The 15,012-nt window shown below is 59.3% G+C and carries 10 protein-coding genes; 4 read left to right on the forward strand and 6 right to left on the reverse strand.

Annotation, left to right across the window (positions count from 1 at the left end; genetic code table 11):
- Window positions 1–75: 75 nt before the first annotated feature.
- Window positions 76–348, reverse strand: a complete 273-nt coding sequence (gene rpsO / locus B5G09_RS03845) for a 30S ribosomal protein S15 (protein WP_087311165.1) — start codon at window positions 346–348, stop codon at window positions 76–78.
- Between the two features lie 191 nt (window positions 349–539).
- Here rpsO and B5G09_RS03850 point away from each other — a divergent pair, with 191 nt between their 5' ends.
- The 3 genes from B5G09_RS03850 (at window position 540) to B5G09_RS03860 (ending at window position 3,656) form a co-directional block, all read left to right on the forward strand.
- The gene (locus B5G09_RS03850) at window positions 540–1,550 is read left to right on the forward strand and encodes an FAD:protein FMN transferase (RefSeq protein WP_087404123.1); all 1,011 of its coding nucleotides are present in this window, start codon (window positions 540–542) and stop codon (window positions 1,548–1,550) included.
- A gap of 37 nt (window positions 1,551–1,587) precedes the next feature.
- Window positions 1,588–2,463 carry a YegS/Rv2252/BmrU family lipid kinase gene (locus tag B5G09_RS03855; protein ID WP_087311167.1) on the forward strand — a complete coding sequence of 292 codons (876 nt, stop codon included), beginning with the start codon at window positions 1,588–1,590 and terminating at the stop codon, window positions 2,461–2,463.
- Window positions 2,464–2,741: 278 nt separating this feature from the next.
- The gene (locus tag B5G09_RS03860) at window positions 2,742–3,656 is read left to right on the forward strand and encodes a helix-turn-helix transcriptional regulator (RefSeq protein ID WP_087311181.1); all 915 of its coding nucleotides are present in this window, start codon (window positions 2,742–2,744) and stop codon (window positions 3,654–3,656) included.
- Between the two features lie 549 nt (window positions 3,657–4,205).
- Here the strand turns inward: B5G09_RS03860 and B5G09_RS03865 are convergent.
- Window positions 4,206–4,733 carry a DJ-1/PfpI family protein gene (locus B5G09_RS03865; protein ID WP_087404124.1) on the reverse strand — a complete coding sequence of 176 codons (528 nt, stop codon included), beginning with the start codon at window positions 4,731–4,733 and terminating at the stop codon, window positions 4,206–4,208.
- A 166-nt stretch (window positions 4,734–4,899) separates the two neighbouring features.
- On the opposite strand from B5G09_RS03865, the gene B5G09_RS03870 reads away from it, so the two are divergent.
- Window positions 4,900–5,247, forward strand: a complete 348-nt coding sequence (locus tag B5G09_RS03870) for a helix-turn-helix domain-containing protein (RefSeq protein ID WP_087311236.1) — start codon at window positions 4,900–4,902, stop codon at window positions 5,245–5,247.
- 358 nt (window positions 5,248–5,605) lie between these two features.
- On the opposite strand, the gene B5G09_RS03875 is transcribed toward B5G09_RS03870, so the two are convergent.
- The 4 genes from B5G09_RS03875 to glgP form a co-directional block, all read right to left on the reverse strand.
- Window positions 5,606–6,820 (reverse strand): glycoside hydrolase family 57 protein, encoded by a 1,215-nt coding sequence (locus B5G09_RS03875; protein ID WP_087311183.1) that lies wholly within the window; start codon window positions 6,818–6,820, stop codon window positions 5,606–5,608.
- 12 nt (window positions 6,821–6,832) lie between these two features.
- Window positions 6,833–8,152 (reverse strand): glycosyltransferase family 4 protein, encoded by a 1,320-nt coding sequence (locus B5G09_RS03880; protein WP_343285473.1) that lies wholly within the window; start codon window positions 8,150–8,152, stop codon window positions 6,833–6,835.
- A 316-nt stretch (window positions 8,153–8,468) separates the two neighbouring features.
- Entirely contained in the window at window positions 8,469–10,592 is a 2,124-nt protein-coding gene (locus B5G09_RS03885) for a glycogen debranching enzyme N-terminal domain-containing protein (RefSeq protein WP_087404126.1), read from the reverse strand.
- Window positions 10,593–10,706: 114 nt separating this feature from the next.
- Window positions 10,707–14,957, reverse strand: a complete 4,251-nt coding sequence (gene glgP / locus B5G09_RS03890) for an alpha-glucan family phosphorylase (protein ID WP_087404127.1) — start codon at window positions 14,955–14,957, stop codon at window positions 10,707–10,709.
- Window positions 14,958–15,012: the final 55 nt, after the last annotated feature.

Here is a 15,012-nt window from a genome sequence, read left to right on the forward strand (position 1 = left end):
TGATGTACTCGATTTTTTTTCGCAAGAAAATGAAGGCAACCCCCTTCGGGAATTGCCCTCATTTCAAACCTCGGATTACTTACGGAGATTCAAGGTCTTGACGATGGCGCGGTAGCGCTCGATGTCAACCTCCTTGAGGTACTCCAGCAACTGGCGGCGCTTGCCGACCAGACGCAGCAGCGCGCGCTGGGTACCGAAATCGTGCCGGTTGTTCTTGAGGTGTTCAGTAAGGTGGCTGATACGGTACGAAAACAACGCGATCTGGCTCTCGGGCGAACCCGTGTCGGTGTTAGACTTGCCGTACTGGCCGAAAAGCTCCTGCTTTTTCTCAGCTGTTAAATAAGCCATTTTGTAAAAGTTTATTTAAGTTCCACTCTACGACGCATCCCCCTTACCGTGGATAACGCCAGAGCGTTGGGCAAAGGTACGAATATAATTATGATTTAGGAATGAAAAGTCGAAAATTCTTCGTCTTTTCGGGCGAAAAATGAAAAGTTTACGGGGAAAATCGTATTTTTGTGCCTAAACGCAGGAAAATTATGGGAAACAAGCGAGTCCGCGGCGCCTGGGCCGTGGTTGCGGCGGTGGTTCTGGCCTCGTGTACCGGACGCCCCGACTATACGACCGTTGACGGGGTGATGCTGGGTACGACGCTGCATATCGTCGCCGACGTGCGCGATGCTTCGGCACAAGAGCTCTATGCGGCTGTCATGGATCTCGACCGCGAGGCGAAAGCTTCGATGTCGATCTTCGACGAGAACTCGTTGCTGAGCCGTCTGAACCGCAACCAGACCGATACGGTCGACCGCCATATCGCCTTCAACCTGCGGCTGGCCGACAGTATCGGCGCCCTGAGTGACGGCCGCTACGACGTGACGGTCAAGCCGCTGGTCGAAGCATGGGGCTTCGCGGGCAAGGAGGCGCAGGCACACCCGAACATCGATTCGATCCTCACCTTTGTCGGACGTGAGAAGGTGCACATCGAAGGCAACCGCCTGGTGAAGGCCGATCCGCGCGTGCAGCTCGACTTCAACTCCGTGGCCAAGGGCTATACGGTGGATCTGCTGGCGGCGCTGGTCGAGCGCTTCGGCGCCGAGAACTACATCGTCGACATCGGCGGCGAAGTGCGCTGCCGGGGTGTCAACCGCCAGGGCAATCCGTGGCGCATCGGCGTGGAGACACCCTTCGACGGCAACATGAGCGACGGAGAGTATCTCCAGCGTCGGATCAGCCTCTCGGAGGGCGGTCTGGCCACGTCGGGCAACTACCGCCGCTTCTATCTGGATGCCGACGGCAACAAGGTGGCCCATACGATCGATCCCCGTACGGGACACAGTGTCGTGTCGCGGCTGCTGTCGGTGACGGTGGTGGCTCCGACGTGTGCCGAGGCCGATGCCCTGGGGACGATGTTTCTGGCCATGGGGGCCGACGATGCGCGTGCGGCCGTCGACCGCATGCCGGGCGTGAAGGTCTACTTCATCCTGGCGGGCGAGGGTGACGCCTATGAGGAGTATGTCTCCCCGGCGATGAAGCCGCTGATTCTGGAGTGAAACTCCCCGGACCAACCCATTCGAACGACTCTTATCTATGAAAACCGCCGTATTTCTCTATAATCCCGAATCGGGCCGGGGGCGCGTCGCCCGTGAAGCCGAACAGATCGACGAGATCTTCCGTACGAACGGCTACCGGGTTATTCCGCAGCCGATCGACTTTGCCGTCAATCCCTTCGAGGGCCATGAGACGATCGATCTGATGGTCGTGGCCGGAGGCGACGGAACCATCAATTTTGCCGTCAACGCCATGAAACGCAAGGGTCTCGATATTCCGATCGGGGTGATTCCGGCCGGGACGGCGAACGATTTTGCCGGGGCGCTCGGCATGTCGAACGAACTGCTCGAAGCGGCGCGTCAGGTCGCTACGGGTTGCGAGGATCGGGTCGATGTGGGCCGGGTCAACGACCTGTGGTTCGTCAACATCTTCTCGTTCGGGATCTTCACGACCACCTCGCAGCGTACGCCCAATTCGCGCAAACACCGCATCGGCAAACTGGCCTATATCATCGAGGGGGTCAAGGAGTTCCGGACGATCCATGCCGTGCCGCTGGAGATTGTGGCCGACGGCGAGCATTTCGACCTGCGGTCGCTGATGGTGCTGATCTTCAACGGCGAGACGGCGGGCGGATTCCGCCTGGCGCGCACGGCGTCGATCCGCGACGGACTGTTCGACTGCATTCTGCTTGAAAAGAAGGATCTCTTCCGTTCGACGCTGGCCATGGGACAGTACCTGCTGGGCGGCAATCCGAAGATTGTCCGCCACTTCCGGGCCCGGAAGATCGACATCCAGTCGACGGTCAACGAGCCGACGGATGTCGACGGACAGCCCGGTGCCGAATTCCCGCTTCACATCGAGTGTGTGGCCGGCGGTTTGCGGGTGGTGCGTCCGTGCTCTGCGGAGGCGGAGTGATCTTCCGCTGCCGGTTGCTTTTGGGGGCCGGTTGCTTTTGGGGGGCCGGTTGCTTTTCGGGGGGGGAGGTTGCTTTTTCGGGGACCGGTTCACGGCCGATGGGATCTGCAAATCTTCGTCCTGCTGTCTCTTCCATGATCCGATTCAATTCTGATTTGGTTTGCCAATTTTGCAAAATTTGATCTTGTTGCAACTTTTTACACATTCGGGTGTTTTTTTATGTCCTGATTTGCTTTTTCGCCCGGTAAAATGCTATATTTGTCAAAAAACACGACCTTATGGCGGAACATGGCAAAACGACGCGCGGCAGCGGACGGGAAGGCCTTCATAAAGTCTCCATCTCCCGGATCAAGAAGGAGATGAACAATGTCTTCTATCTTTCGGACGATCTGGTCATCACGACGCTGACGGCCGACAAGAACACTACGGCCAACTATCCGACGACGGTCGACGGCTTCACGGCCATCATCATGATCTCCGGAGAAGCGGTTGTGTCGATCGACATGCAGAACTATACGGTGCGTCCCAATATGATCGTCTTCTTCAATCCCGATTCGATCATCCGCACGGTGAAATGCTCGCCGAATGCCGCCGCCTACCTGCTGGCCTTCTCCAAGTCGTTTGTCAACGAGATCCAGATTGACCTCTCGACTTCGCTTCCGGTCTACATGCGCTTTGGCAAAGCCCCGGTGCTGGAGGTGACGCAGCAGGATGTTGACGAGATCCGGCAGTTGTTTCTGATGATCAAGACGATGCTGTTGAGTGACAAGGAGCGCTATCGTCACGAGATCATCCGTACGCTCTTCACCGCGGCTTTCTATATCATCACGGAGATCAATCTGCGCGAGCAGCCCGGTGAGATGAAGCAGGGGCGCTGCGAGGTGCTTTTTGACGAGTTCATGTCGCTGCTGCAGCAGTACAGCAAACGCGAACGCAACGTCAGCTTCTACGCCAAGCAGTTGAACATCACGCCGAAGTACCTTTCGTCGGTGGTCAAGGAGGTGAGCGGCAAGACGGCGGCGCGGTGGATCGACGAATCGGTGATCCTCGAGGCCAAGGCCCTGTTGAAATATTCGGGGATGAGCATCCAGGAGATTGCCTACCACCTGAACTTTTCGACGCAATCCTTCTTCGGCAAGTATTTCAAGCAGCATACCGGCACTTCGCCTTCGCGCTACAAGCGCAAAGGGTAGCGGGACGCCGAGGTAACGTAGCGGCAGGACGCCGAGACGGCAAGGCGGTGAGGACGGCAGGATGGCGAGGACAGTAAGGACGGTAAGACGGCGAGGAGGTCAGTTATCGGATACTTTCGTTTTTTTGCCCGGGCGGTCGGCGATCTGTGGGGATGGTGGTCTGTCGGAGTGCTGATCTGTGCAGGACGTGCGGCCGTAGGGTCGGTTCGACCCATTTGCCCGAACGGAGCGGCGATCTGCTTGCCGGGGCAATGATCTGCCGCAGGAGTATCGAGCCGCGTATCGGAGTGATAGCCAACGGGGAGAAGCCACGACCCAGAGCTTGAACCGTTGTAACAGGCAAAACGACCGCCGGAGTCTCTCCGGCGGTCGTTTTCTTTGGGCAGGTCTTCTGTCCCGGAATTCTCGGGCGGGTTTTTCTTCCGGACTCCTTTTCCCTGTCGTCCTTTCGGAGGCTTCTTATCGGGGCCGTTTTTCCGGCTGACCTTTCGGCCGCCTCACCCCCCCCCTCCGGTTTGTGACCGGCAGCCCGATGTCCTTTTTGTACAACTACTTCAACGCCTCGATGACGCGGTCGATCATCGTCGGAATGGTGTGCTCCTGCTGGGCGGTGAAGTAGTTGCCGTCGATCTCCGACGGAGCGTCGGTGGCAATCGGCCCCTGCACACCGGCCTTGGCCATCGGGTGTACGGCGACGCGTTTTCCGGCGGCGATGCCGGCGAATCCGAACATCAGTCCGGCGGCGCAGTGGCCGATCATCAGTTTGCCCTTCTCCCCGAAACGCTTCAATACGGCCATCAAATCCTGATTCCAGGGATCCGAGGCGTGCTGGGCGAAGAACGGAACGGCATCTCCGCAGGCGAAAACCAGCGCATCGTACTCCTCCTCGTGTCCTTTCAGATCGGCGATCACTCCGTCGACGGTCAGTGTGACGCCCGAGTTGGTGCGGATCTCCCGCGTGGGGGCTACGGCGAATACCTTGTAGGGAATCTTGTTTTCATAAAATGCTTCCAGATACTGGAACAGCCCCATCCCGTTTACGGGATTGACGGCTGCAACTGCAACTTTCTTGGCCATGTTTCTCTTTTTTTGAATGGTTTGTCGGTTATTTTCCGTAAGTTTCTTACCTTTGTATGCAAAGGTAGGGGCACATTTTCAAATAAACAAGAACGCACCTGCCTGTTAGCAGGTTACACGGATGTAACCTTTGTTGAAAGAGAACAGGATGGAGACGGGAAAAAAGTTGGAAAAATTTCCTCCCACGGGGAGTTGTCCGGTTCGGGATGTTCTGAGTCGGATCGGGGACAAGTGGTCGATGCTCGTTCTGCTGACACTGCACGCCAACGGAACGATGCGTTTCAACGAGATTCACCGTTCGCTGGAGGATATTTCGCACCGGATGCTGACCGTCACGCTGCGGATGCTGGAGGCCGACGGGCTGATCGCGCGCGAGGTTTTTGCCGAGGTCCCGCCGCGGGTCGAGTACCGCCTCACCGAGCGGGGATCGAGTCTGTTGCCCCACATCTTCGGACTGGTGGAGTGGGCTCAGGCCAACAAAGCCTCGATTTTCGAGGAGCGTGCCCGTCATTGAGGGGTGTGCAATCTTGGGCGGCGATTTGGCCAGGTCCCAACTGGTCAGACTGTCCGCCGGTGTGGTCTCCCCGGTGTTGCCCTTTTTCAACCTTGCATTTGACTGAACTCGTCTTTTCTGTCCTTTCCTTCTCCTTGGGGGCTCTTTGTCTCTTCCCGAAGCTCGTTTCCCCGGATCCTTCTCCGACTCCTCCTTTTTCCGGCTCTCCTTTCCGATTGCACCCGATGGGTTGTCTGCTGTCTTCAGCCTTCTGACGCCAGCATCGACCTGTGGCGCCCCTCCCCCCCCCTCCTCCAAAAAAAAGAGCTCGCTGTCAGTTGCGAGCTCCTTTTTCGTTCGGCGTGAAGACCCCTTCCTCTTATGCTTTTTTGGCATTTTTGACGGCCAGCGCCTTATCCAACTCGATGATAAAGTCCGAGAGGACGTTCATGTAGTTGATGAAGGCATCGTAAGCCGAGTCATAGGGGTTGAAGTAGGAGTGCACGTCGCCGTCCGAGAGCCACTTCGTGGCCATATAATAGAAGTGGTCGGAGGTCTGCATGAAGCTCCATACGTAGTCGAAATCGGGACTCTTCAGCGCCTTGACCTTCTCCTTCTGGGCATAGAGTTTCGAGAAGGCCTCGTTCTGAAGTTCGTTGCCCAGCCATGCGGTCACGTCACGCTCCTCGTCGGCCCACGACATCACGTGCGGGCAGTGGAGTACGGCTACGGGTTGATGTTTCTTGGCCGCTTCGGTGACGGTCGCGAATTCGAGTCCGTTCTTCTTGGCCAGGATGGCCTTCGGCAGGGCACGCATGAACTCGAAGATGCCGGTATCGGCCGTCTGGTGCTCACCGAAGGTTTCGTAATCCATGAAGAGGTTGATCACCTCGCCGGGGGTATCCTCCGAGGCGAGCCATCCGACATACTTGTCGGCCGTCAGCGGCCACTGGTCCCAGCTGCGGTTCGAGAAGCGGAAGGCGATGTCGTCCGAGAGTTTGTAGTTGCGCAGCAGCAGGCGCAGTTTCTGGTCGATGGCGTTGGCATAGACGTAGTTGGGGGATTTCCAACCCAGGACGTGCTTGGCGCCTTCGGCCAGCATCGTGCGGAATCCCATGCCGGCGACCATGGCGCCGATCTCGTCCGAGTAGATCAGCTCCGTGTTGCGGAAGGCGGTGGGCTTGACACCGAACTCCTTCTTGATGAGGTTGACGTGGAGTTTGACCTGCTCTTCGAAATCCTCCTTTGAGGCGAGTGAGGCGAGCGAGTGGGAGTAGGTTTCGGCCAGGAACTCCACGCATCCCGTAGCGGCGAGCTCCTTGAACGATTCGAGGACTTCGGGGGCGAAGGCCTTCATCTGCTCGATGGCGCTGCCGGTGATCGAGAACGAGCAGCGGAACTTGCTCTTGTTCTCCTTGATGAGCTTCAGCAGCAGGGCGTTCATCGGCAGATAGCACTGCCGGGCGACCTTCTGCATGATGGCACGGTTCTGCAGGTCATCCAGGTAGTTATGGTCCTTGCCCATGTTGAAGAAGCGGTACTTTTTCAGACGCCAGGGCTGATGTACCTGAAAGTAGAGGCAAACGGTTTTCATGTTGGTGAATGTCTATTTTGATTGATTTTTGTTCTCTTCGATGACGTCTTCGTAGACCTTCTTGATTTTGGCCGCGGCATCGTTCCACTTGAGGTTCGTCACCTCTTCGAGTCCTTTCGACGCGAACATTTTGGCCAGCGCCGGGTATTCGATCAGACCGTAGATGGCATCGGCCAGGGTGTCGACATCCCAGTAGTCGACCTTGACGGCATAATCGAGCACTTCGGCCACACCGCTCTGCTTGGAGATGATCACCGGGACGTTCGAACGCATGGCCTCGAGGGGCGAGATGCCGAACGGCTCCGAGACCGAAGGCATGACGTAGACGTCCGACAGCTGGAACATTTTGTGAACGTCTTCGCCGCGGAGGAATCCGGTGAAGTGGAAGCGGTCGGCGATTCCGAGGCGTGCGACGCGGCGGACGATGTGGTTCATCATGTCGCCCGATCCGGCCATCACGAAGCGGACGTTGGGCACGCGCTTGAGGACCTTGGCGGCCGCCTCGACGAAGTAGTCGGGGCCCTTCTGATAGGTGATTCGGCCGAGGAAGGTGACGATCTTGTCCGTCACACCGCGTTCGGGTACCGCCGTTTCGTGTTCGGCGAAACGCACGGCGTTGTGCACCGTCACGACCTTGTCGGCCGGGATTCCGTAGCGGTTGATGACGATGTTGCGGGTGAGGTTCGAGACGGCGATGACGCGGTCGGCGGCCTCCATGCCGGCGCGCTCGATGGCATAGACCTGCGTGTTGATGTTCTCGCCGCTGCGGTCGAATTCCGTGGCGTGCATGTGGACGACCAGCGGTTTTCCGGAGATACGCTTGGCGGCGATTCCGGCGTAGTAGGTCAGCCAGTCGTGGGCGTGGATGACGTCGAACTGCCCCTCCAGGTCGTGGGCCACCTGGGCCGCAACGACGGCGTAGCGGGCGACCTCTTCCATCAGATTGGCGCCGTACTTGCCCGAGAAGGTGTAACGCTGTTTCCAGGCGTCGGTTGTCGACCAGGTCCGCTGACCCGACTTGACATACTGTTCGTGGTAGGACTGATACTCTTCGGGGGAGATGTAGGGGACCATGTTGGAGTCGATGTGGATGAACGACATCTTTTCGAGGATGTCGTCGGCACCGCTGCCGGTCGAACCGTAGAGGGCTTCGACTTCACTGGCATTCAGGACGTGGGTGAAGCGCTGATCCTCGTCGCCGTAGGCGTGCGGGACCACGAAGGTCACATCCACACCGTTGCGAGCCAGACCGCGGGTCATTCCGTAGCAGGCCGTTCCCAAGCCGCCCGCAATATGGGGCGGGAACTCCCATCCGAACATTAATACTTTCATATATTCCTTGTTTTATCTGTGTATCGTTGCGTATACGCTTTTGTCCGGCTTTTTTTTTTTTCCCCCCCCCTGGTTCTCTGGCACTTGGCATTCTCTTTGCGTCGGCGGATCCCGTCTCTCCACCCTTCTGGTCCGAGGAGAGGGTGATGGCCGTCGCCGGGTCGAGGACACCTTTTCACTCTCTGCATTGCTCCCGCGGTGATCGCATACGATCCCGCGAGGGCCCAGGCTGGTGTCCGGAAGACCCGTGCCGCGATACATGAGCGCGGGAAGACTTTTCGGGTCTCATCTCTTCCGGACCGTCGGGCTGCGGCTGCTATTTTGCGGCCGTCTTCCTGGTTGCGGCCTTTCGGGTCGTCTTTTTGGCCGGTTTGGCCTCAGCCGTTTTTGCCTCTTTTACCTCTTCAGTTTTCTTTACGGCCTCCTTTGCCGTGGTTTTGGCTGCGGCCTTGGCTGCCGTTTTGGCGGTCGTTTTGCGTGTACTCTTCTTTTTGGGCTCGGCGGCCATCCGGGCCTTGCGCTCCTGGATCATGGCGTAGATGTCCAGAACGGCCCCCACGCTCCACGCCTGCGAAATGGCGCCGCGCGGCGAGTAGGGAGGATCGGCATCGAACAGTTCGCCGATCGAGCCGATTCCGTAGGTCTGGATGTCCTCGTTGAAGTTTTCGAGAATCTCCTCGGCCTCGGGCAGGAACGAGTCGCCGTTGATGTCGAAGCAGGCCTGTACGTAGAATTCCAGCAGCCAGGTCCATACCGAACCGTTCTTAGCCGAGAACTGGCGCTCGCGGGGCGAACCCTCCTGCGAACCCTTGTAGAGGGGGTTTCGGGGCGAGAGCGTCCGCAGACCCTTCGGGGTGAGCAGGTGCTGGCGTACGGTCTGGATGACGGCCAGCTGCGTCTGCTCGTCGATCATCTTGAAGGGCAGTCCGCAGGCGATGATCATGTTGGGGCGGATCTCCCGGGCCGGGCCTTCGAATCCGATGTAGTCGGCCAGATAGCCCTCGGGCAGCGTAAAGAGTTCGTTGAATGCGGCCTTGGTCTTTTCGGGGAGCTTCTCCCAGGCCTTGACGAACTTCTTGTCGCCGTTTTCGGCAGCCAGCTTCAGGGTATAGCAGAGGGCGTTGTACCACAGGGCGTTGACCTCGACCTGATAGCCGTTTCGCGGAGTGACGGGTTTTCCGTCGATCATGGCGTCCATCCAGGTCATCGGCTGACTTTCGCACGAAGCCCAGATGAGCCCGTTCTCGTTGAGGATGACACGGCCGGCCACCCCTTCGCGGTAGGCCTCGAGGATCTGCTTCATGGTCTCGCCGTAACGCTCCCAGAGGGCCTTGGCGCCGATCTGGGGTTCGAGCTGCTGCAGCGTCCAGAAGAACCACAGCGGGGTGTCGGCGCCCTGGGCGGCCGAGAAGCCTCCGCAGAACATGCCGTGACAGAGGTTGCGGGTCTGTGTGTCGAGGGCATCCATGCAATCCTCCTTGTGGTTCTGCCGCAGCGTGATGCCGGGCAGCGAGATGAAGGTTTCGCGGCCCGTGACGCCGTGCCAGGGATACCCGGCGATGACTTCGGTGCGGTTGCCCGGGCGGCGGATCAGGAACTGACGGGCCGAGTGTTCGAGGCAGCTGATGAAGTCGATCTTGTGGGTACGGCGGGCGATCGAGCCGGCGAAGAGTTCGTCGATGGTCTTCGTCGAGCCCATTTCGTCGAGCGAGGCGGAGAAGATGATGCTTTCGCCCTTCTTGAGTTCGGTTTCGAAGTATCCGGTGGTCATCAGATCCTCGTGGCCCTCATAGCCGCGGGCGATATCCTGCAGGTATTCGAAGTTGTAGTACCAGTCGGGAGCCGGGACGAATTCCGTGTCGGGCTTGTTGGTCTGGAGGTAGAGCCAGGGGAACGAGCCGTAGAGGCGGCACTTGACGCCGTTGACAGCGGGATAGGAGTGTCCGTCGGCCTCCATGTTGGCATGGGTCAGCTCGTGCTTGTCGCGGAAAGCGAGGAACGGGCGGAGGCGGAGCCGGGTTTCGGAGTGGGCATCCACGAGCGTGTAGCGGATCATGAGCTGCGTGCGCTTGTGGATCCAGAGCATCTCCTTCTTGAGGATCACGCCGCCGACGCGATAGGTGATCGTGGGGGTAGGCGTGTACTCGAAATCGGTGATGTACTTGTGGCCGCGGGGCTCATAGGTTCCCTTGTAGCGATGGAGGGCCAGGTTGAAGGACTGGTCGTGCTGGATGATGGTTTCGTCGAGTGCCGACAGCAGCACATAGGTGCGGTCGCTGGTGTCGATGGGGGCGACCATCAGTCCGTGATAGCGGCGCGTGTTGCAGCAGACGATCGTCGTGCTCATGTATCCGCCGATTCGGTCGGTAGCGAGCATTTCGCGCTGGAGGGAGTACTCCAGGTTTCCGAGTTCGCTTTTGTCGAAGGTTAATGCTGACATATGCTAAAAAAATGCTTTTTCTCGTCCATTAAAGTTATTGAAAAATTCGAAAATCGGCAACTCTGTTGCTGAAAAACGACACTTTTCGCCCCAATAATCCGACCCGTTTTGTTATCAGGCCCACTTCACGAGGGCAAAGTCCATACGGTGGGGGAGATTGGGGTTCGAGGGGTAGATACGCAGCGCCACGTCGAACGTGCCGGCCTCGTCGGGGGTGTAGTCCAGGGCATAGGTGACTTGACTGCCTTCGATTTTGGTGCGTTCGAGCTGGATCGTGCGGGTGACGTTGACCGACTGACCGCCGACGATCTGACGGGCGAGGACCATCTCGACGCCAATGTCTTCGGGGCGGAGGTTGGCGATGTCGACCGTCACCGAGAAGTGGTACTTTTCACCGACATAGACGGCCTCCTTGTCGATCTTCACGCGCTGTACGTCGACGGCATGCACCTTGTCCCAGGCGGCCGAGACCTTGCGTTTCCAGGCGGCGATTTCGCGGGCCATGCGGTAGGAATCGGCGCTCATCAGGTGCTTGCGGGCGGCAAGCTTGTTGTAGAACCGCTCCTCGTAGTCGATCAGCATGCGGTTGGTGGTGAAGTTCGAGGCGATGTCGGCGACGCACTTCTTGATCGAGGCCACCCAGTCGTGAGGGATGTTGTCCGTGCCGCGGCTGTAGTATTTCGGGGCGATCTGCTCCTCGATGGTGTTGTAGATCATCTCGGCGTCGAGTTCGTCCTGGAAGTGCTGGTCGGTGAAGGTGCGCTCCATCGGCAGGGCCCATCCGGCGCCCTCCTTGTAGCCTTCGACCCACCATCCGTCGAGCACCGAGAACTGCATGACGCCGTTCATGACGCACTTTTCGCCCGACGTACCCGAGGCCTCGAGCGGACGGGTCGGCGTATTGAGCCATACGTCCACGCCCTGAACCATGCGGCGGGCCAGCTCCATGTCGTAGTTCTGCAGGAAGAGGATCTTGCCCACGAACTGCGGCATGGCGGCCACCTCGACGATGCGTTTGATCAGATCCTGACCCGGCTTGTCATTGGGGTGCGCCTTGCCGGCGAAGATGAACTGTACGGGGCGCTCCTTGTTGTTGACGATGGCCGAGAGGCGGTCGAGGTTCGTGAAGAGCAGGTAGGCGCGCTTGTAGGTGGCGAAGCGGCGGGCGAAACCGATGGTCAGCACGTCGGGACGGATCCCCTCGATGACCTGCAGCATCTGGCGCGGCGATTCGAGACGCACCTGCTTGGGATCGCTGTAACGCTTGCGGATATGCTTGATGAGCTTGTCCTTCAGTTTCATGCGCTCCTCCCAGAGTTCGGCGTCGGGGATGTTGTGCACCTTCTGCCAGGCGGGGATGTTATAGGTATGACCTTCGAATCCGTCGGCGAAGTAGCGGGCGTAGAGGCGGCGCAGCGACGTGGCGATCCAGGTCGGGAAGTGCACGCCGTTGGTGACGTATCCGATGTGGAGTTCGTTCTTGAAGTATCCGGGCCACATGTTGCCGAGAATCTCCTTCGAGACCTCGCCGTGGAGCCACGATACGCCGTTGACCTCCTGCGAGAGGTTGCAGGCCAGCACCGACATCGAGAACTTTTCGTTCGGATCGTTGGGGTTCGTCTTGCCGAGGTTGATGTACTGCTCCCAGGTGATTCCCAGCACGTCGGGATAGTGCGACATGTACTGGCGGATCATCGATTCGGGGAAGGCGTCGTGGCCGGCCGGCACGGGGGTGTGGGTCGTGAAGAGCGACGACGAGCGGACCACCTCCAGGGCCTCCGAGAAGGAGAGCTTGCGGTGGTTGACCAGGTCGCGGATGCGCTCGATGCCGATGAAGGCGGCGTGGCCCTCGTTGCAGTGGTATACGTCGTGCTTGATGCCGAGTTTGCGCAGGGCGCGGATACCGCCGATTCCGAGCAGGATCTCCTGCTTGAGACGGTTTTCCCAGTCGCCGCCGTAGAGGTAGTGGGTCACCTGACGATCCTCCTCGAGGTTGTCCTCGATGTCGGAGTCGAGCAGGTAGAGGTCCGTACGTCCGACCTGGCATTTCCAGATGCGGGCCAGGAGCGTACGTCCCGGGAAGGCGATCGAGATGGTCATCCAGTTTCCGGCCTCGTCGCGTACGGGCGAGATCGGCAGCTTGTAGAAGTTCTGGGCCTCATAGGTGGCCTCCTGGGCACCCTGGGCCGAGAGGCGTTGCGTGAAGTATCCGTAGCGGTAGAGCAGTCCGACGGCGGCCATCGGGACGTTGCGGTCCGAAGCCTCCTTGAGATAGTCTCCGGCCAGGATGCCCAGACCTCCCGAATAGATCTTCAGCGAGGAGTGCAGGCCGTACTCCATCGAGAAGTAGGAGATCGAGGTGGCCTTCGGGTCGGGCTTCTCGTTCATGTAGTCGCGGAACTGGGTGTGCACGGCATCGAGCAAGGCGAGGAAGTTCGAATCCTTTTCGAGTTCGCGTATGCGCTCGACGCTGAGCTTGTCGAGAAGGGCGATGGGGTTCCGCTCGCATTCGGCCCAGAGCGTCGGATCGATGCTCTCGAACAGGTCGCGGGCGCCGGGGTTCCAGCACCACCAGAGGTTGCGCGAGAGCTCCTCGAGGGCATGCAGCCGCTTGGGCAGGGTCTTGTCGACCATCATGCGGCTCCAGTTGGGCTTTTCGACGAAGAGCTGCTGCCGCACGAAGTTGATCTGTTCGGTCTTGGCTCCGCCGTCATCGAGCGTGGCGCGGTTGGTGCGGACGATCGAGCTCTCGACCGCCTCGGAATAGGCCTGTTCGTAGGCGGCGTAGAGGTGCTCCCAGAGGGCCGTCGTGGAGATTTCGTAGGCCGAGGTGCGGATCTCGTTGACGTGTTTTTCGTCGAGCTGCGAGAAGCGCAGCAGGGCGTCGGCGATGTTCTGCTCGACCTCCTTGTCGTTGTAGTCGTCGCGGCGGATGACCTCCACGCCGGCGTGTTCACGCTGCTTGTCGACCCACATGCCGAACCCGGCGAGTGTCGTGGTGATCGTGGGCACGGAGAAGGCCACCGACTCCAGCGGGGTGTAGCCCCACGGTTCGTAGTAGGAGGGGAAGACCGTCAGGTCCATGCCGACGAGCAGTTCGTAGTAGTCCTTGTTGAAGATGCCGTCGTTGTGGTTGAGGTACGTGGGGACGAAGATCACCCTGACCTTCGAACCGGGTTTGGTCAGCGGGCTGTCCTTCAGGGCGTTGACGATCGGGTCCCAGGTCATGTCTTCCAGATAGTGGGTCGAGTATTTGTACTGCGAGGCGTCGATGGGTTTCGACGGATCGGCCAGATGGGCCTGCAGGTCGACACGCGGGCCGCGGTTTCCGGCCGGCACGGTGATGTAGGCGAGGATTTCGCGCTGGAGCTTGTCCGACTCGGCGAGGATCTTCAGCGACTCGATGAAGACGTCGATGCCCTTGTTGCGGAATTCGTAGCGGCCGCTGGTTCCGACGATCAGCGGATCTCCGGCGAATTTTTCGCCCAGGCAGGCTTCGGCTACGTTGATCATGGCCTTGCGGGCCTCGTCGCGTTTGGCGTAGTACTCGTCGCCCGACCAGACGAAGTCGTTTTCGAAACCGTTGGGGGTTACGCCGTCGGGTTCGCGGCCGAGCAGGTATTTGCATTCGTTGGCCGTGATGTCGCTCACGGTGAGGAAGGCGTCGTGATACGTGGCGGCCATCTTTTCGATCGAGTGTTTGGCCACGACGTTGAAGCGGCGGGCCAGCTCGTCGGCGTTGAGTTTCGTGAGCGAGTTGTAGAGCGGCAGTCGGTTTCCGGCGATGCAGCGGCCCATGACGGTGGCGTGGGTGGTGAATACCGTGGCCACGTAGGGCGAATGGTTGCGCAGGTAGAGTCCTCCGGCGGCGGTCTGCCACTCGTGGAAGTGGGCGGCGATGCGGTCGGTCGGCGCGCCGAAGCTCTTGACGTAGGAGGCGATCACCACACCGGCGGCCCAGCCGAAGAGGACGGGTTCGATGTAGTCCCACTGACCGGAGATCGAGTCGACGTGGTAGGATTCCCAGAGGCTCTTGAGGATTTCGTCCTTGCGGGGGATCAGCGACGAGAAGTCGACGAGCAGGACCGTGGGTTCGCCCTTGATTTTCCAGTGTCCGGCGCGGACGCGGATTCCCTCGTTGTAGAGGCCCTGGCGCCAGGCCTTGAGCAGGTTCTGATCCTCCTCGAATTCGGGGTTTACGCCTTCGTGCGAGAGATCGGGGCCGAGCAGGAGGTAGCGGTCGCCGAATTTTCGGGTGACGGTCTGTGCTTTGGTCGAGATGACGGTGTGGATTCCGCCCACCTTGTTGCATACCTCCCAGCTTACCTCGAACAGGAAGTCGGGAGTGTGTTTAGCGTTGCTCATATTTGTGCTTGTTTGATTCGTGACGAACGGATTTGGATCCGGCCGCAAAGGTAAT

The sequence above is a fragment of the Alistipes sp. An54 genome (assembly GCF_002159375.1).
Classification (GTDB): domain Bacteria; phylum Bacteroidota; class Bacteroidia; order Bacteroidales; family Rikenellaceae; genus Alistipes; species Alistipes megaguti.

Bases quoted from the DNA above. Each gene is read 5' to 3' on its own strand.
- rpsO (WP_087311165.1), bottom strand. From the start codon at position 348: ATGGCTTATTTAACAGCTGAGAAAAAGCAGGAGCTTTTCGGCCAGTAC.
- B5G09_RS03850 (WP_087404123.1), top strand. From the start codon at position 540: ATGGGAAACAAGCGAGTCCGCGGCGCCTGGGCCGTGGTTGCGGCGGTG.
- B5G09_RS03855 (WP_087311167.1), top strand. From the start codon at position 1,588: ATGAAAACCGCCGTATTTCTCTATAATCCCGAATCGGGCCGGGGGCGC.
- B5G09_RS03860 (WP_087311181.1), top strand. From the start codon at position 2,742: ATGGCGGAACATGGCAAAACGACGCGCGGCAGCGGACGGGAAGGCCTT.
- B5G09_RS03865 (WP_087404124.1), bottom strand. From the start codon at position 4,733: ATGGCCAAGAAAGTTGCAGTTGCAGCCGTCAATCCCGTAAACGGGATG.
- B5G09_RS03875 (WP_087311183.1), bottom strand. From the start codon at position 6,820: ATGAAAACCGTTTGCCTCTACTTTCAGGTACATCAGCCCTGGCGTCTG.
- B5G09_RS03880 (WP_343285473.1), bottom strand. From the start codon at position 8,152: ATGAAAGTATTAATGTTCGGATGGGAGTTCCCGCCCCATATTGCGGGC.
- B5G09_RS03885 (WP_087404126.1), bottom strand. From the start codon at position 10,592: ATGTCAGCATTAACCTTCGACAAAAGCGAACTCGGAAACCTGGAGTAC.
- glgP (WP_087404127.1), bottom strand. From the start codon at position 14,957: ATGAGCAACGCTAAACACACTCCCGACTTCCTGTTCGAGGTAAGCTGG.